14 protein-coding genes are annotated in these 16,774 nt (G+C 73.5%); 12 read left to right on the forward strand and 2 right to left on the reverse strand.

The features are described 5' to 3' along the window. Positions 1–2 precede the first annotated feature (2 nt). Positions 3–1,046: a 2,3-diaminopropionate biosynthesis protein SbnA gene (gene sbnA / locus ACZ4Z1_RS11835; RefSeq protein ID WP_468486426.1), complete on the forward strand. Its 1,044-nt coding sequence runs from the start codon at positions 3–5 to the stop codon at positions 1,044–1,046. Positions 1,047–1,089: 43 nt separating this feature from the next. Here the strand turns inward: sbnA and ACZ4Z1_RS11840 are convergent, their stop codons facing one another. After that, positions 1,090–2,616 (reverse strand): amino acid adenylation domain-containing protein, encoded by a 1,527-nt coding sequence (locus ACZ4Z1_RS11840; RefSeq protein WP_468486427.1) that lies wholly within the window; start codon positions 2,614–2,616, stop codon positions 1,090–1,092. Positions 2,617–2,793: 177 nt separating this feature from the next. Between ACZ4Z1_RS11840 and ACZ4Z1_RS11845 the strand changes: the two genes are divergently transcribed. Next, positions 2,794–3,048: an acyl carrier protein gene (locus tag ACZ4Z1_RS11845; RefSeq protein ID WP_468486428.1), complete on the forward strand. Its 255-nt coding sequence runs from the start codon at positions 2,794–2,796 to the stop codon at positions 3,046–3,048. Next, on the forward strand, positions 3,045–4,346 hold the full coding sequence (locus ACZ4Z1_RS11850; protein WP_468486429.1) for a condensation domain-containing protein: 1,302 nt from the start codon (positions 3,045–3,047) through the stop codon (positions 4,344–4,346). The genes ACZ4Z1_RS11845 and ACZ4Z1_RS11850 overlap by 4 nt, the downstream gene beginning before the upstream one ends. A 45-nt stretch (positions 4,347–4,391) precedes the next feature. Here ACZ4Z1_RS11850 and ACZ4Z1_RS11855 read toward each other — a convergent pair whose 3' ends face one another. After that, positions 4,392–5,183: a phytanoyl-CoA dioxygenase family protein gene (locus ACZ4Z1_RS11855; protein WP_468486430.1), complete on the reverse strand. Its 792-nt coding sequence runs from the start codon at positions 5,181–5,183 to the stop codon at positions 4,392–4,394. 1,009 nt (positions 5,184–6,192) lie between these two features. Between ACZ4Z1_RS11855 and ACZ4Z1_RS11860 the strand changes: the two genes are divergently transcribed. From ACZ4Z1_RS11860 to ACZ4Z1_RS11900, 9 genes are read left to right on the forward strand one after another with little or no spacing between them, the layout of a single operon-like run. After that, the gene (locus tag ACZ4Z1_RS11860; RefSeq protein WP_468486431.1) at positions 6,193–7,026 is read left to right on the forward strand and encodes a sugar phosphate isomerase/epimerase family protein; all 834 of its coding nucleotides are present in this window, start codon (positions 6,193–6,195) and stop codon (positions 7,024–7,026) included. A gap of 25 nt (positions 7,027–7,051) precedes the next feature. Continuing rightward, complete coding sequence (locus ACZ4Z1_RS11865) at positions 7,052–7,438, forward strand: acyl carrier protein (protein ID WP_468486432.1); 387 nt, start codon at positions 7,052–7,054, stop codon at positions 7,436–7,438. Beyond that, positions 7,435–10,929, forward strand: a complete 3,495-nt coding sequence (locus ACZ4Z1_RS11870) for a thioester reductase domain-containing protein (protein ID WP_468486433.1) — start codon at positions 7,435–7,437, stop codon at positions 10,927–10,929. The genes ACZ4Z1_RS11865 and ACZ4Z1_RS11870 overlap by 4 nt, the downstream gene beginning before the upstream one ends. Positions 10,930–10,966: 37 nt before the next feature. Then, complete coding sequence (locus ACZ4Z1_RS11875) at positions 10,967–11,830, forward strand: 3-hydroxyacyl-CoA dehydrogenase family protein (protein WP_468486669.1); 864 nt, start codon at positions 10,967–10,969, stop codon at positions 11,828–11,830. Beyond that, positions 11,827–12,117, forward strand: coding sequence for an acyl carrier protein (locus tag ACZ4Z1_RS11880; RefSeq protein ID WP_468486434.1), 291 nt, complete (start codon positions 11,827–11,829; stop codon positions 12,115–12,117). The genes ACZ4Z1_RS11875 and ACZ4Z1_RS11880 overlap by 4 nt, the downstream gene beginning before the upstream one ends. After that, positions 12,114–13,226 (forward strand): acyl-CoA dehydrogenase family protein, encoded by a 1,113-nt coding sequence (locus ACZ4Z1_RS11885; RefSeq protein WP_468486435.1) that lies wholly within the window; start codon positions 12,114–12,116, stop codon positions 13,224–13,226. The genes ACZ4Z1_RS11880 and ACZ4Z1_RS11885 overlap by 4 nt, the downstream gene beginning before the upstream one ends. Next, complete coding sequence (locus tag ACZ4Z1_RS11890) at positions 13,223–14,227, forward strand: 3-oxoacyl-[acyl-carrier-protein] synthase III C-terminal domain-containing protein (protein ID WP_468486436.1); 1,005 nt, start codon at positions 13,223–13,225, stop codon at positions 14,225–14,227. Before ACZ4Z1_RS11885 ends, ACZ4Z1_RS11890 begins: the two co-directional genes overlap by 4 nt. After that, positions 14,224–15,384: an HAD-IIIC family phosphatase gene (locus ACZ4Z1_RS11895; protein ID WP_468486437.1), complete on the forward strand. Its 1,161-nt coding sequence runs from the start codon at positions 14,224–14,226 to the stop codon at positions 15,382–15,384. The genes ACZ4Z1_RS11890 and ACZ4Z1_RS11895 overlap by 4 nt, the downstream gene beginning before the upstream one ends. Beyond that, a complete protein-coding gene (locus tag ACZ4Z1_RS11900) occupies positions 15,381–16,718 on the forward strand; it encodes an MFS transporter (protein WP_468486438.1) in 1,338 nt (445 codons plus the stop codon). Before ACZ4Z1_RS11895 ends, ACZ4Z1_RS11900 begins: the two co-directional genes overlap by 4 nt. The last annotated feature ends 56 nt before the right edge of the window (positions 16,719–16,774 follow it).

Consider the following 16,774-nt stretch of genomic DNA (forward strand, 5'->3'; position numbering starts at 1 on the left):
CGGTGCCGGTGATCACCTCTCCCCAGGAGTTCAACACCGACGACCTGTACGTCGACCTGCGCCCGGTGCTGGGCACCGCCCTGCACCTGAAGTGCGAGGGCTTCAACTTCGCCGGCTCCGTCAAGCTCAAGGCCGCCGCCGCCATGGTCGAGGCGGCCGAGCGCTCCGGCGCGCTGCGTGAGGGATCGGTCCTGGTGGAGTCGTCGTCCGGGAACCTCGGCGTGGCGCTCGCCATGATCGCCGCGGACAAGGGCTACCGGTTCCTGTGCGTGACCGACGCGCGCTGCAACCTCGGCACCCGGCGGCTGATGGAGGCCATGGGCGCCGAGGTGCACTCGGTCGACCGGCCCGACGAGGACGGCGGTCACCTCGGCGCGCGGCTGCGGCACGTGCGGGAACTGTGCGCCTCCGACGCCCGGTACGTCTGGCTGAACCAGTACACCAACCCGTACAACGCCCTCGCCCACCAGCACACCACCGCCCCCGCGATAGCCCGGCAGTTCCCTGACCTGGACGTGCTCTTCGTCGGCGCGGGCACCACCGGCACGCTGATGGGGTGCGCCCGCTTCTTCCGGCAGTGGACGCGCCCGGTGACCGTGGTGGCCGTGGACGCGGCCGGTTCGGTGACCTTCGGCGGTCCGCCGCGCACCCGCATGATCCCCGGGCTCGGCGCGGGCGTCCGGCCACCACAGCTCGACCACTCCCTGGTGGACGACGTGGTGATCGTGCCCGAGCCGGAGACCGTGCGGACCTGCCACCGGCTGGCCGCGGCCGGCTTCCTGTTCGGCGGGTCCACCGGGACGGTCGTCGCCGGGGCCCGGCGCTGGCTGGCCGCCCACCGTCCCGGCACATCCGGCACGGCCGTGGCCATCTCGCCCGACCTGGGCGAGCGTTACCTGGACACGGTCTACCAGGAGTCGTGGGTACGGAGCGTCTACGGGGACGCCGTGTACGAGGCGGGCGCGGACGGAGCGGACAGCGCGGAGCGCGTCGGCCACCCGGCGGCGGAGCAGTGCACGCTCGGCGCGGGGGCGGCGGCGCGGTGACCGTGCGCCGCCGCACGGCCACCGCGCCCGGCGCCCGCCGCTACTACGCGGGGGCGGGGGCGGCGTCCGCCTCCGCGGCGGCGCGTTCGGTCAGCGCCCGGCGGTCGACCTTGCCGTTGGCGTTGCGCGGCAGGGACGGCAGCCGGTACGCGGTCTCGATGATCGCGTACCGGGGGAGCTGCCGGGCGCAGTGCCGCTTGAGGTCGATGAGCGAGGGATCGTGACCGTCCGCCGCGACCACGTACGCCACGACGGCGGCGTCGATGCCGGTGCCGCGCACCACGGCGGCCGCCTCGGCGACCCCCGGGTGGCTCTGCAGGACGGCCTCCACCTCGCCCAGTTCCACGCGGTTGCCGCGGACCTTGACCATCGCGTCGCGGCGGCCGACGAACTCGAAGGTGCCGTCCTGGAGGACGAGCGCGATGTCCCCGGTGGCGTAGGTCCGGTCGGTGACCGGCGGGCGGCCCCAGTACCCGAGCATCACGCTCGGTCCGGTGACGATCAGCTCGCCCTCCTCGCCGGGCCCGGCCGGCTGCCCGTCGGGCCGTACCGCGACGACGGTGTCCCCGCAGACCGGGCCGCCGATCGGTACGGGCAGCAGCCGGTCGTCCGGAATGTCGCCGACCTCGTGCGCGGTGCAGACGGTGGTCTCCGTCGGCCCGTACAGATTCATGAAACGGACGTCCGGGAAATGCCGCCGGAGCTGCCGCAGCGGGCCGATCGGAAAGGACTCCCCGGCGAACAGCAGACAGCGCAGCGACGCCACCTCGGTTTCCAGCAGGCCGCCGTGCCGCATCATCAGCATCAGGGCTGCCGGCACCGAATACCAGACGGTGATTTCGTGGTCGGTGAGGAACCGCACCAGGGCTTTCGCATTGTATGCCGTCTCCGGCGGTACGAGATGCACGGAACCGCCGACGGAGAACGGGACGTAAACGTCGATGACCGTCATGTCGAAATGAAAGGGAGCGTGATTGGAATGGCGGTCGGCGGCCGTGGCGCCTTCGGCTTTTGCGGCCCATTCGACCCACGCCCAGGCACTGTTGTGACTGTGGCACACGCCCTTGGGCTCGCCGGTGGACCCTGACGTGTACAGGATGAAGGCGAGGTCGTCGTCGGTGATGTCCGGCTCCGGCACGTCCGGGCCGGGCCGCACCGGTCCGGTGGGCAGCTCACCCCAGTCGCTGCCGTCGGGCCAGGCGGTCAGCACCGGGCTCGTGACCCCGTGTTCCGCCAGCTGGGCGGCCCGCCGCGGAGGAGCCGCCACCAGGGCGGGAGTGAAGTCGCCGACCAGCTTGGCCACCCGCGCCGGCGGCGCCTGCGGGTCGAGCGGCACGTACGCGGCACCCAGCCGCAAGGTGGCCTCCATGACGGCGACGGCCGCCACCGACTTGTCGAGCCAGATACCGATCCGGTCGCCGGCCCGCACGCCCCGGGCGGCGAGTTCGCGGGCAAGCCCGTCCGCCCAGGCGTCCAGTTGTGCGTAATGCGCGGACCCGTCCGGACCGGTGACGGCCAGCGCGTCCGGAGTCCGCCGGGCCGCGGCCCGGACGAGATGGTGCAGTTTCACAGTCGGGTCTCCATGTCTTCCTTGCCCAGCCCGCCCGGAAAGCATCAAGTTCCTTGACAGTCAACCCGGCAGAACAGTAGCGTGATTTACCGTCAGGTGCGGCGTGCGGAGCCGCTCGGTGGGAGAATGCGGCGAGAATTGCCGACGGAAACCTGACATCAACTCTGGGGGAGATAAATGAAGGATAGCGAGACCTTTGGCGCTGTCAAGGGATTCATCGAGGAGAACGTCCTCAAGGGCCAGGGTGCGGTCGAAGCCGACACCCCGCTGCTGGAATGGGGGATTCTCGACTCGCTCTCCGTCGCCCGGCTCGGCGCCTTTATCGAGAAGCGCTACGGCGTCGTCATGCCCGGCGACACCCCGCTCGCCGAGAAGTTCCACAGCCTGGACAGCGTCGTGGCGTTCGTCGGCGAGCTGCGGGTCGCCGGATGACCGCCCGGCTGGCCCTGTCCGCGGCCCAGACCGGCGTCTGGGTCGCCCAGCAACTCGACCCGGACGACCGCTCGTTCAACATCGCCGAGTACTGCGACATCGAAGGCCCGGTCGACTCCGGCCTCTTCGAGGCGGCGCTGCGCGAGGTGGTGGCCGCGACTCCGGCCCTGCGCGCCCGCTTCGGCCTCGGCGAGGAAGGGATCTGCCAGGACATCGACGACACGGTGGACGTCCCGCTGCACCACGAGGACGTCAGCGCCGCACCGGACCCGCGCGCCGCCGCCGAGCGCTGGATGCGCCGGGACCTGGCCAAGGCGTACGACCTGGCCACCGGACCGCTGTTCACCTGGGCGCTGTTCAAGGCCGGGCCCGAGCGGTACTTCTGGTACCGCGCCGCCCACCACGTCGTCGTGGACGGCTTCGGCCTCTCGCTCATCGCCGCGCACGTCGCGGACGTCTACACGGCCCTGGCCACCGGCCGCCCCCGCCGCCCCCGCCCGCCCGGCACGCTCGCCGAGGCCGTCGCGGCGGACAGCGCCTACCAGGAGTCGCCGGAGTTCGAGGCGGACCGCCGGTACTGGCTCGCGCGGATGGCGGACCAGACCGAGACCGCGAGCCTCGCCGGCCGGCAGCCGCCGCGTACCCGTTCCTACGTACGGCACAGCGGCCACCTCGGCCCCGGCGACGTGGACGCCCTGCGTGCCGCGGCCCGGCGTCTGGAGGTGACCTGGCCCGAGATCGTCCTGGCCGCCGTCGCCGTGCAGCTGCACCGCGCGACCGGCGTGCGCGACGTGGTCCTGGGCCTGCCGGTCACCGGCCGCACCGCCCCGATGCTGCGCCGCGTGCCGGCCATGCTGACGAACACGGTGCCGCTGCGCGTCACGGTGACACCGGAGCGCACGTTCGCCGAGGTCGTCGCCGACGTCTCGGTACACCTGGAGGAAGCCGTCGCGCACCAGCGCTACCCGCAGGAGCGCCTGGTGCGGGAGCTGCCCTCACTCCCCGAGGGCCGCAAGCAGTTCGGCCCCGACGTCAACATCATGTCCTTCGGCTTCGGCAGCGGGTACGCGGGCCACCCGGCCACGGTCCACAACCTGGCCGCGGGCCCGGTCGAGGACCTGACCGTCAACGTGTACGACCGGCTGGACGGCCAGGGCCTCCAGGTCTCCTTCGACGGCAACGACGGCCTGTACGACCGTACGGAACTGGCCGGGCACCTGGACGCCTTCCTCGGCCTGCTGCGCTCGGTGCCCGGACTGCTGGACGGGCGGCCGCTGGGGCAGGAGGCCACGCGCTGAACGCCCGCAGGCCCGCACCGCGTACGGTGCGGGCCTGCGCCGCGGCTACGCCAGGGCGCCGGCCAGCCGCTCCACCGGCGTGGTGTCCCGGCCGACCAGGAAGTCCGGGCGGCTCGGCCGGACCGGCGCGTTGCGCACCGAGTTGTACGTGATCAGCAGCACCGCCCGCCGGTCGTCCGAGAGGTTGTCGGTGGACGAGTGCACGATGCTCGGGTGGAACGCGGTGATCGCGCCCGCCGGACCGGTCATCCTCACCGCCGGGTGCTCGGCGGCGAGTTCCCGCACCCGCTCGTCGGACACGGTGTGCGTCAGCCGCGCCGAGACGTGCTCGTGCCAGTCGCGGCCGGTGACGGCCCGCGCCGCCTCCGGCGCCTCGATCAGGCCGAGCCGGTGCGAGCCGGTGAGGACCGTCAGCGGACCGTTGTGCTCGTGCACCTCGTCCAGGTTGACCGCGATGTTCACCGCGTCCGCCGCCGGCATGCCGTCCTCGTGCGCCCAGAACGCGAAGTCCTGGTGCCAGGGCCACTGCTGTCCCTCGCGCGGGCTCTTGATGTTCACCTTGAACTGGTACACGTACACCCGGTCACCGACCAGTTCCTCGGCCAGGTCCAGCAGCAGGGGATGCCGTACGAGCTGCGCGCACACGTCGTCGTACCCGTGGCAGCCGTGCAGGGCCCGTACCGTGTCACTGCCCGCTTCCTGCACCACTTCCGGACGGTCGGTGCGGGAAATGGCCGCGATGCTGTCCCGTACCTTTTCCAGCGCCTGCGGGCCGAGCCGGTCCGGAACGGCCAGCCATCCGCTGCGTTCGTATTCCTCGCGTGCATTCTTCGGCACAGCGGTTCCCCGTGACATGTATGTCGTCTCCTCTGTGATGTGCCGCTCCCGGGAAGGTCGGTGGACTTCGGGTCAGCGGCGTGGAATGCGGCGAACGGGCCGCGCAGAGAGGAACGGCGGTGCCGGGCCGCGTCATGCGCCCGCACCGGCAAGGCGGCGGGCCGGACAGGCCGGCCGGCCCCTTTTACAGCCCCCGTTCAACAGGGCCAGTTAACTCCAGTCGTGATCCACCGCGCAAGCGTCTTCGGGCCCGCCGCGGAAACGGAACCGGAGCTTCGGAAGGGGCGCGGAAAAGGCGGCACGGGGTGCGCCCGGCGGCCGGTTCCCGGCGCTGCGCGCGGGTGCCGCCCGCGCACGGACGGCCGCCGCGCCGCGCCTGCCGGGCGTGCGCCGCCGCGGTGTCCACGCGGCCCGCCCGGCCCGTTCGGACCGCCAGCTCCCGCTTTCGGTTGCTTCGTCCAACTACCCCATCTGACCTGCGGTTACGAGATCGGACGCGACGGCATCGGGTGACATTTCGCCATAGAGTGCGCACCGGACCGCGTGCTAGCATCCCGGTGTTCGACAGGGCCGGAACAGGTCGTCAGGATCGTTGGCCGACGGGGGCACGAATGATGGCAATCGACGAGAGAGCGGACGCGGTGGCGAGCACCGCCGACGGCCGCGACGGCGCGATCCGGTGTGCTGCCGGCCGCCGCACCGCACCACCACACCGCCCGGCGGCCGCCGCCTCGTAGCGGGCCCCGGACCGGACTTCTCCCACCGGATCACCGACAGCCGACCATCCCCGTGAGCGGGACCGTGCCCTGCCGGAAACGGCAGCGGACGGCACGCGCACCGGTGCGCGACGCGGCAGGAACACGCCGCCGCGCAACCGCACCGCGCGCCCGTCACGGCACGACCACCCCTGCCGACAACGGAATGTCGCGCCGGGTCTTTTCCGCGGGAGAAGACCGAAGCCCTCCCGGCCCGCGGCCGGGACGCGCACCGACTAGGAGCGGAACAATCCATGACCAGTCAAGTAAGCCTCGGGCTGCTGGTGGACCAGGCGTTCTACGGTTCCCCGTACCAGGGCAAGGACGCGTGGCGGGCCGCCGCGGAACTGGGCGCCGAATGGATCTGCATCGTCGAAGAGGCGATGGAACTGGCGCCGGAACGGCTGCTGCAATTCCGCAACGACGCGGACGCGGTGGGCCTGCCGATCAGCCTGACGGCGTGCCACGCCTTCGGTCTCAGTGATTTCCGCGACGTCGTGAGGGAGTTCCACCTCAAGCGCGCCGAGGCGCACGTCGACCTCACCCGGGAACTCGGCGGCCAGGTCATGAAACTGCTCCTCGGAGACTGGTTCTGGCGCGCCATGTGGCCCGAGGAGGCCCAGTGGCAGATGCTGGCCGCCTCGGTCCGCCGGCTCGCCGATTACGCCGAGGCGCGCGGCATCGCGCTCAGCGTCAAGCCCGAACCGATGGAGACCTCGCTGGTCACCGACGTCGACGACCTCGTGCGGCTGCTCGACGACGTCGGCTCCCCGGCCCTCCAGGCCAACGTCGACGTCTCGCACCTCGTCGTCGCCGGGGTGGCCGCGTCCGAGGTGGGCCGGCTGCCCGGCCGGGTCAACAGCGTGGACTACTCCGACTCCAACGGCACGTACCACGAGCACCTGGTGCCCGGTGAGGGCGTCGCGGACATGGCCGCCTTCACCGAACAGCTGCTCGCCGTCGACGCCGCCTGGATCGGCGTCGAGGTCGGCCCGTTCGCCGACCCGGAGAACGCCTACGACAAGGTCGGCCGGGCGATGGCCCGGTCCCGCGAATTCTTCGACACCGCGGCGGCGCGGCGTGTCTGAACCCGAAACCCTCCCGGAGGCCCCCGTGGCGAACCCCGAAGACAGCGCGTCCATACCCGCGGACCCGCTCCCGCTCGTCCGCCAGGCATGGCAGGACGTCCTCGGCATCGACGAGGCGCCCCTGGACACCGGCTTCTTCGAAGCGGGCGGCAACTCCATGCTGCTGGTGATGCTCAGCGACGAACTCTCCGATCAGACCGGCCGCGAGCTGGAGGTCGCCGAACTGTTCCGGCACGACACGGTGCGCGCCCAGGCCCGGCTGCTGGACCCGTCGTACGAGCCCGAGGCACCGGCCCCCGCGGCGGCGGCCCCGGCCGGCCGCGGCCGGCTGCTCGGCAGCGCCCGCCGCGGCCGTACGGACGCCACGTCCGCCGCCGGTCCGCAGCAGCCGGAAGGGTCCGCCGCGCGATGAACAGCGAGACCGCCGTAGCGGTGGTGGGTGTCGGCTGCCGGTTCCCGGAGGCCGCGACCCCGGAGGAGTTCTGGAGCAACCTCGACAAGGGCGTGGTCTCGCTCCGCGACATCCCCGCCGAGGACCTGCGCCGCTGCGGTGTGTCCCCGGAGACGGCCGCCGCGCCGGGCTTCGTGACCCGGTCCGGCTGGATCGAGGACCCGGAGCTGTTCGCCGCCGAGTTCTTCGGCTACACCCCCGTCGAGGCCGAGCTGATCGACCCGCAGCAGCGCCTCTTCCTGGAGGCGTGCCGGGACGGCCTGGAGCGGGCCGGGCACCTGCCGAACGGTGACCACGGCCCGCAGATCGGCGTGTTCGCCGGGGCGAGCAACAGCACGTACAACACCCTGCTCCAGTACGCCCGCGCCCGTACGGAAGGCCCCGCCGCCTTCGACGACCTGGCCACGCAACTGGGCGGCGGCATCGACTTCATGGCCCCCCGGGTCTCCTACAAGCTCGGCCTGCGCGGCCCGTCCCTGGCCGTGCAGACCGCCTGCTCCTCCTCGCTGACCGCCGTGCACTACGCGGTGCTGAGCCTGCTGTCGGAGGAGTGCGACATCGCCCTGGCGGGCGGCAGCGGACTGTCGTACCCGTCCGTCGGCTACCAGTACCAGCCCGGCGGCGTGCTCTCCGAGGACGGATTCTGCCGCGCCTTCGACATCCGCTCCACCGGCACCGGCGCGGGCTCCGGCATCGGCGTCGTCGTACTGCGCCGCCTCGCCGACGCGCTCGCCGACGGCGACCCGGTCCTCGCGGTGATCGGCGGCAGCGCGGTCGGCAACGACGGCGCCCACCGGCCCGGCTTCACCGCGCCCAGCCCGGACGGCCTGGCCTCGGTCGTCTCCGCCGCGCTCACGGTGGCCGGCACCGACCCGGCCGACCTGCGCTATGCCGAGGCGCACGGCTCCGGCACCCCCCTGGGCGACCAGGTCGAACTGCGCGGCCTCATCGACGGCCTGCGCGCGGCGGGCGCCCGCCCGTCCGACCGCAACCACTGCGCGCTCGGCACGGTCAAGGCCAACATCGGGCACGCCGGATCGGCCGCCGGCATCGCCGGGCTGATCAAGGCGATCCACGTCGTGCGCACCGGCCACCTGGTGCCGCACCCGATGTTCGAGCACGCCCGGGACCCCGGCGTCCTCGCCGACAGCCCCTTCCACGTCCCCACCGAGCTGGAACGGTGCACCGACGCCGGCCGCCGGGTGCTGGTGAACTCGATGGGCCTGGGCGGCGCCAACGCCTCCGTCGTCCTCGCCCCGCCGCCGGAGCCGGTGCGCCCCGCCGCGCCCGCCCGGCCCGTCGTACGGCTCCAGCTCTCCGCCCGGACCCGCACCGAACTCGACGCCCTCTCGCGCGGCCTGGCCGACGAGATCGACCAGGACCGCGCCGCGCCCGGGGACATCGCGCACACCCTGCGCGTCGGGCGGCAGGACTTCACCGAGCGCCGGGTCGTCACCGCGGCCCCCGACCGGCTGGCCGCCGCCCTGCGCCTGCCCCGGCCGCCCGCCGCCCGTACGGTCCGCGCCGGGACACGCCGTCCGGTCCTGGCCGTCACGGCGGCCGGCGAGCGCGCCGAGGAGATGCGTACCGCGCTGCTGGCGGCCCTGGGCCGCCGTACCGAGCAGCACGACACCGTGCCCGCCGCGCTGCCCGCCGACGCCTACCTGCTGATCGTCGGCGACGGCGGGAGCGGCCCCGGCCGGTACGTGCTGCCCGTCGACCCGGCCGAGGACCGCGCCGCCCTGGACGAGCGGATCGCCGCGGCCCTCGCGGACGCCTGGCTGCACGGCGTCCCGGTGGACGCCCGCGCGCTCGACGACGGGACGGGCCGGCGCGTCACCCTGCCCACGTACCCGTACACCCGGCGCCGCTGCTCGGCACTGGACGACTCGGTGTTCACCGTTCCGGGCAGCGCCGCCGCCGCGGAGCCCACGGCCCGGGCCGCCGCGAGCGCGCCCGCCGACGCGCCCACCGGCCTCGAAGGAGAACTGGTCGCCCTCTGGGAAGAACTGTTCGGCATCGACGGCATCGGCCCGCACGACGAGTTCGGCGCCCTCGGCGGCACCTCCCTGCTCGGCCTGCGGATGACGCTCGAAGTGCAGGAGCGGTACGGCACCCTGCTCAACCTCCACCGCACCGGCGGCAGCCGGGCCACCGTCACCCGCGTCGCCGAGGCGATCCGCGGCGCTTCCGGCGGTACGGACACGGAGGGCCCCGGCCGTACGGAACCCGGCACCACCACCGGGGACACGCCCGCCACCCACCCCTCCGACGCCGCCCTCATCGACGCCGACCTCGCCCTCGAACTGCCGCCCCTGGCACCGCGCGACACCCCGCCCGGCACGGACGTGCTGCTCACCGGCGCCACCGGCTTCGTCGGCGCCTTCCTGCTGCACGAACTCCTGCACGACCCCGGCCACCGCGACAGCCGCGTCTACTGCCTGGTCCGCGCCGACGACGAGGAGCACGGCCGCCGGCGCCTGCGCGAGGCCGCCGCCCGCTTCCGGCTCCCCGAACCCGACCCGGCGCGCGTGCACATCGTCCCCGGCGACCTGCGGGACGTCGCCGAGGTGTGCGAGACCTTCCGCGACGGGGAACTGGCCCGCCGCACCGGCCACGTCGTGCACTGCGGCGCCCACGTCGTCTTCACCGAGCCGTACGAGGTGCTGCGCCCGGCCAACACCCTGGCCACGTACCACCTCCTCGGCTGGATGCGCCGCCACGGCATCACCGACATCAGCTACATCTCCACCCTGGCCGCCTGCGGCCAGGCCCTCGGCTCCGAAGGCCGGATGCTGGAGCGCCGCGAACAGCCCCTGGACCCCGAAGCAGGCGGTTACGGCATCTCCAAGTGGGTCAGCGAACGCCTCCTGGACAAGGCCGAACGGGACGGGATGCGGGTACGGGTCTTCCGACCCGGCCTGATCGGCGGCGACACCACCACCGGCGCCTGCAACGACCTCGACATGCTCTGGCGGCTGGTGGCCGCCTGCCTGGCCGTCGGCGCCCACCCGGCGGACGACATGCCGCTGCCGGTGGCGCCCATCGACCTGGTGGCCCGCGCCATAGTCCAGCTCGGCCGGGAGCCCGGATCGGCGGGCCGCGCCTACCACCTGGTCGGCGAGGAGGCCACCACCTTCTCCGCGCTCTTCGCCGAACTGGGCGCGCTGGGCGTGCCGACCCGCGGCGTACCGGTCGCGGAATGGGCGCGCCTGGCGGGCCGGCGGGCCCTGGAGACCGGCGACCCGGTCCTGTCGACCATGGCCCTGTACGAGACCCACGACCTGGACACGCCGCGGGTGGACGTGGAAGGCCGGCTGTGGGGGGAGTGGCTGCGCGAACGCGGCCTGGACCCCCGCCTGGACGGCGCACGGGCCCTGCAGGCCCTGCGCCACCTCGCCGGACACCCCGCCTTCGCGGCCTTGTTGACCGATGTGACGGAAGGCGCCTGACCCAGTGACCACCGACGGGACGACAGACGGGACGACGATGGACGACGGATGGGGCGACGGCCGGCTGGCCGTCGTCGGCGCCGGGGTCATGGGCACCGCGCTGGCCACGCTCGCCGTGGGCCGCGGCCTCCCGGTGCTGCTGATCGACGTGTCCGAGGACCAGCTGGAACGCGCCCTCGGCGCGGTGCGCCAGCAGCTGCGGCACGCCCGGCTGCTGGGCAAGCTGCCCAAGGGGCCGGAGGGCGAGCTGACGCTGAGCACCTCGTACGAGCAGCTCGGCACCGCGGCGGCCGTCATCGAGGCGGTCACCGAGACCACCGACGCCAAGGCCGAGGCGCTGGGCGCCATCTCGGCGGCGGTCCGCCCCGGCACGCTGATCGCCTCCAACACCTCCGCCGTACCGGTCGACGAGCTGGCGGGCTACACCCAGCACCCCGAGGACGTCGTCGGCACCCACTTCATGAATCCGCCCTACCTGATCAGGGCGGTCGAGGTGATCCGCGGCCCGCGCACCGGCGACGCGGCGATGGCGGCACTGGACCGGCTGCTGAGCGCCCTGGACCGGGAGGCCGTCGTCGTCGGCGACGGCCCCGGCTTCGTCTCCAACCGCATCCTGATGCGGGTGATCAACGACGCGGCCAAGCTGGTCGCCGAGGGCCGCGCCTCCGCCGAGAACGTGGACCGCGTCTTCACCGGCTGCTTCGGACACCGTACGGGGCCGCTGGCCACCGCGGACCTGATCGGCCTGGACAACATCGTCGACACCCTCAAGGTGCTGCACGACCGCACCGGCGACGACGGATACCTCGCCTGCGACCTGCTCCTGGACAAGGTGCGGGCCGGCGACTTCGGCCACAAGACCGGCAACGGCTTCTACTCCTACGGAGGAACGCGCGCATGACCACCGTCGACAACCAGGCCGGCCCGGCGGCCGGCACCGAGGACGTCCAGCAGCGCCTGGTGGCGTTCCTGAGCACCCGCACGGGCGGCGAATGGGCCGTGGACCAGGACCTGTTCGCCTCCGGGGCGTTCTCCTCGCTGTTCTCCCTGGAACTGCTCCAGCACGTCGAGCAGGAGTTCCAGGTCACCGTCGAGGGCGACGACCTCACCCTGGACAACTTCCGTACCGTGCCGGCCATCACCGCGCTGGTCCAGCGGCTGCGCGGCGAAGGAGCGGCGGGGCAGTGACGGCGCAGGCCACCGCGGACGCCCGCGCCGCGCTCGGCGACCTCGTCGGCGACCGCGCCGAGGAGTGGGACCTGGCCGGCCGGATCCCCGCGGAGACGGTACGGGAGGCGTCCCGGCGCGGCCTGTTGTGCGCGCAGGTCGCCGCGGAACACGGCGGCCTGGGCCTGGACAGCCGCGCCAACGGCGAACTGACCGCGCACGCCGGTTCCCTGTGCAGCTCCCTGCGGTCCCTGATGACCTCGCAGGGCATGGCCGCCTGGACCGTGCAGCGCTTCGGCACCGCCGCGCAGCGCGGCACGTTCCTGCCCCGGCTCACCGGCGGCGAGACGGCCGGTGTCGCGTTCTCCGAGAGCGACGCGGGCAGCGACCTGTCGGCGATGCGCACGGAGATCCGCCGCGACGGCGACACCGTGCACGTCACCGGCGCGAAGGTCTGGGTGACCGGCGCCGCCTACGCGAGCCTGCTGGTGGTCTTCGGGACGTACGGTTCCGGCGCGGCCGTGGTGGTCGTACCGGCCGACGCGCCGGGCGTACGCATCGAGCGGGTGCCGGACCCGATGGGCTGCCGGGCCGCCGGCCACGCCGACGTACACCTGGACGACGTCCGCGTACCGGCCGGTCACCTGCTGTCCGGCGCCGGTCTGCCGGTCGCCCTGCTCGCCACCGCCGCGCTGACCTACGGGCGGCTCTCGGTCGCCTGGGGCTGCGCGGGCATCCTGCGGGCGTGCGTGGACAGCACGGCGGCACACACCCGCGACCGGGAACAGTTCGGCAAGCCGCTCGCCGACCACCAGCTCATCGCCCGGCACCTGGCCGAACTGGCCGTCGCCGAACAGATCGCGCTGCGCTGCTGCGAGCACGCCAGCGCCTGCTGGGACGAGAACCGGCCGGAGCTGGGCACCCAGGCCGTCGTCGCCAAGTACGTCGCCTCCCGGGAAGCGACGAAGGGCGCCGCCACGGCCGTCCAGGTGCTGGCCTCCCGTGGCGCACGCGACGGCCACCCGGTGGCGCGGGCCTACCGCGACGCCAAACTCATGGAGATCATCGAGGGCAGCACGGAGATCAGCCAGCTGCTCCTCGCGGACCACGTACGGACGGGCCGGGGATGACGAGGACGGACACGGGCAGCAGCACGGACACGGCCGTCGGGATAGGGGCCGTGCACTGCCTCCTGCCCGACGAGCTGGTACCCGTCGAGAAGCTGGACGAGATCGGCGGACTGCCGCGCGAGGAGGCCGAGTTCGCGCGCGACTGCGGCATCCGTACGGTCGGCCGGTTCGACAGTGAGGCCACGGCCGCCGGACTCGCGGCCCGGGCCGTACGCGAACTGCGCGAGCAGGACCCGGCGGCCCCGGAACCCGACGTCCTGGTGGTCGTCGGCGCCCGCGCCCCCGAGGTGCTGCTCGGCTCCACCTCCGGACAGGTCGCGAGCGAGGCCGGGCTCACCTCGGCCTTCTCCTTCGTCCTGGACGGCCTGGGCTGCACGGGCTCCAGCGCGGCCTGGTCCCTGGCCAGGGACCTCCTCGTCGCCGACCCGGCCCGGCAGTCCGTCATGATCGCGCACGCCAGCCGCCCGGTCGCCCTGGACCGGGTGCGCCACCCGGTCACCGTCGTCGGCGACGGCGCCTTCGCCATGACCCTGGTACGCGGCGGCCGCCCGGTGCTGCGCGCCCACCGCCAGCACACCGACGGCAGATTCCACGACCTCCTCCAGGTCGACTACAAGAACGCCCCCTGGTACGAGTGGCGCGAGGAGGTCAACTCCGCCGACCGCTACCGCTTCGACCTGGCCCTGCACAGCCAGCAGCACCTCAAGCGCCTGGTCGGCCGGGTACTGGAGGACGCGGGCGTCGAGCGGCGGCAGGTCACCGCCACCCTCATGCAGAACGTCACCGCGCCGGCCTTCCAGTTCTACGAGACGCTGCTCGGCGTTCCCGTCCACCCGGTGTGCACCGAGCACCTCCAGGCGTACGGCCACACAGGCGCCATGGACGTGGTGCTCAACCTGGACCGGCTGCTGGCCCGCGGTGAACTGGCGCCCGGCGACCTCGTCCTCGTCCTCAACAACAGCCCCGTCGCGGCCTGGGCCGTGACCCTCTGGGAGGTATGACCGGCATGACGGGCACCACGACGGCGGAGACCACGAACACCCCGGACACGGCCGGGACGGCCGCGTTCCCGGCGGTGAAGTGCCTGGTCTGGGACCTGGACAACACCCTGTGGCAGGGGACCCTGCTGGAGAACGACGAACTGGCCCTGCGGCCCGGCGTCCTGAAGACGCTCCAGGCCCTCGACGAGCGCGGCATCCTCCAGTCGGTGGCCAGCCGCAACGAGTACGACGACGCCTGGGCCCGGCTGGAGAGCCTCGGCGTCGCCGAGTACTTCGTCCTGCCGCACATCGGCTGGGGCCGCAAGTCCGACGCCGTACGCACCGTCGCCGAGCAGCTGAACTTCGCGCAGAACACCATCGCGTTCATCGACGACCAGCACACCGAGCGCGCCGAGGTCGCCTACCACCTGCCGGACGTGCGCTGCTACGACGCGCCCGAGGCGGCCGGCCTGCCGGATCTGCCGGACTTCGCGCCCACCGTCACCACCGACGCGCGCCGCCGCCGGGCCATGTACCAGGAGAAGTTCCGGCGCGAGGCCGCGCAGAGCGAGTTCAACGGCCCGGACGAGGACTTCCTGCGCTCCCTGGACATGCGGATGCGCATCGCCCGCGCCGACCGGGACGACCTCGCGCGCGTCGAGGAACTGACCCTGCGCACCAGCCAGATGAACGCCACCGGCGTGCACTACTCCGACGCCGACCTGCGCGCCCTGCTCACCGACCCGGACCACGAGGTGCTGATCACCACCGTCGAGGACCGCTTCGGCTCGCACGGTGCGGTCGGCGTGGTCCTGCTGGAGCGGCAGCCGGGCAGCTGGCGCCTGAAGCTGCTCGCCACCTCCTGCCGGGTGGTCAACTTCGGCATCGGTACCCAGCTGCTGCGCTGGACCGCCGACCAGGCCACCCGGGCCGGGGTGCACCTGGAGGCCGACTTCCGGCGCACCGAACGCAACCGGATCATGGAGGTCGCGTACCGGTTCGCGGGCTTCGACTCCCAGCCGTGCCCCTGCCAGGACGGACGGGCGCAGAACGCGGACGCCCCGGCGGACGTCCAGCGTCTGCACCTGGTCCCGCAGCGGCAGGCAGCCCCCACGACGCTGACCGTGACCGGCCCCGTCCTGTGGACCGGCGACGCCACCGAGAAACCGTGGGCATGACGGACGGCGCCGTGGACGGACCCGGCACGGCGGCGCCGGACGGCCCGGGCCAGGGGCGCCCGGGCCGGGCCGGCGCGCGCTCCGGCGGCCGCCGCTTCGGCCCGTTCGGGCGGCTGTGGGCGTCCACCGCGGTCTCCGCACTGGGCGACGGCGTACGGCTGACCGCCCTGCCGCTGCTCGCCCTCTCGCTCACCACCGACCCGCTGCTGATCTCCCTGGTGACGGTCGCCAACTGGCTGCCGCTGCTGCTGTCGCCACTGGCCGGCGTCTGGGCGGACCTGGCCGACCGGCGCTCGCTGCTGATCTGCATCGACCTGCTGCGGTCCGCCGCGGTGCTGGTCCTCACGCTGACGGTGGTCACCGGCGTGGTCAGCCTGCCGGTGGTGTGCGCGGTGGCGGCGGTGCTCGGGCTGGGCGAGACGGTGCACGTCGTCGCGTCCCAGTCGTACCTGCCGATGGTGGTGGACACCGCCCGGCTGGCCGCTGCCAACGGGCGCCTGCACGTGGCCCAGCTGATCTTCCGCGACTCCGCCGGACAGCCGCTCGGCAGCCTCGCCTTCGTCGCCGGAGCGGGCCTGCCGTTCCTGATCGACGGAGTGTCGTTCCTGCTCGGCGTGGCCCTGCTGGTCACCCTGCCGCGCTTCCCCGGGCCGTCCGCCGGCCCCGCCGAACCGGGCGCCGCGCCGCGCTGGCGCACGATGATCCTGGACGGCGTGCGGCTGCTCCGCACCGACCGGCTGCTGGCCACCCTCGCGGGCATGCTCGGCGCGCTGAACTTCTTCATGGGCGTCACCGGAACACTCGAAGTCCTCTACGTCGTGCGCTGGCTGGGTCTGCCGGAAGCCGCCTTCGGCGTGTTCCTGGCCGTCGGCGCGCTCGGCGGCATCGCCGGCGGACTGCTCAACGCACGGCTGGCCGGCCGGTTCGGCACCTTCCCGGCCGCGCTCGGCGGCATGGCCCTGATGGGCGTCGCGATGCTGCTGACCGGCCTGGTCCGGCACCCGCTCGTCGCGGCCGGCGGCTTCGCCCTGATGGCGCTGGGCGCCGCCGTCTACCAGGCGCTGACCGTCTCCTTCCGCCAGGCCACCACCCCGCCCGACCAGCTCGGCCGGCTCAACGGCGTCTACCGGCTGGTGGGCACCGGCACCATCCCGCTGGGCGCGCTGGCGGGCGGCGCGCTCGCCAAACTGGTCGAGGTCAACGTCCCGTACATGGCCTCCGGAGCCGCTGTGCTGCTGCTGTTCGCGCTGGTCGCGCGCCCGGTCGTACGGATGGGCACGGCGCTGGAGCAGCGCGCCGCGGCCCCGGACGCACCGGCGGGGGCCGCCCCGTGAGCCACCCGCCCGCCACGAGCGGCACCCCCGCACCACACCTCCCACCTTCCCCCGCC

The sequence above is a fragment of the Streptomyces sp. NPDC030165 genome, from assembly GCF_055573595.1.

Coding starts and splice junctions, on each gene's coding strand:
- ACZ4Z1_RS11845 (WP_468486428.1), top strand. CDS start 2,794: ATGAAGGATAGCGAGACCTTTGGCGCTGTCAAGGGATTCATCGAGGAG.
- ACZ4Z1_RS11900 (WP_468486438.1), top strand. CDS start 15,381: ATGACGGACGGCGCCGTGGACGGACCCGGCACGGCGGCGCCGGACGGC.
- ACZ4Z1_RS11860 (WP_468486431.1), top strand. CDS start 6,193: ATGACCAGTCAAGTAAGCCTCGGGCTGCTGGTGGACCAGGCGTTCTAC.
- ACZ4Z1_RS11875 (WP_468486669.1), top strand. CDS start 10,967: ATGGACGACGGATGGGGCGACGGCCGGCTGGCCGTCGTCGGCGCCGGG.
- ACZ4Z1_RS11870 (WP_468486433.1), top strand. CDS start 7,435: ATGAACAGCGAGACCGCCGTAGCGGTGGTGGGTGTCGGCTGCCGGTTC.
- ACZ4Z1_RS11880 (WP_468486434.1), top strand. CDS start 11,827: ATGACCACCGTCGACAACCAGGCCGGCCCGGCGGCCGGCACCGAGGAC.
- ACZ4Z1_RS11850 (WP_468486429.1), top strand. CDS start 3,045: ATGACCGCCCGGCTGGCCCTGTCCGCGGCCCAGACCGGCGTCTGGGTC.
- ACZ4Z1_RS11890 (WP_468486436.1), top strand. CDS start 13,223: ATGACGAGGACGGACACGGGCAGCAGCACGGACACGGCCGTCGGGATA.
- ACZ4Z1_RS11895 (WP_468486437.1), top strand. CDS start 14,224: ATGACCGGCATGACGGGCACCACGACGGCGGAGACCACGAACACCCCG.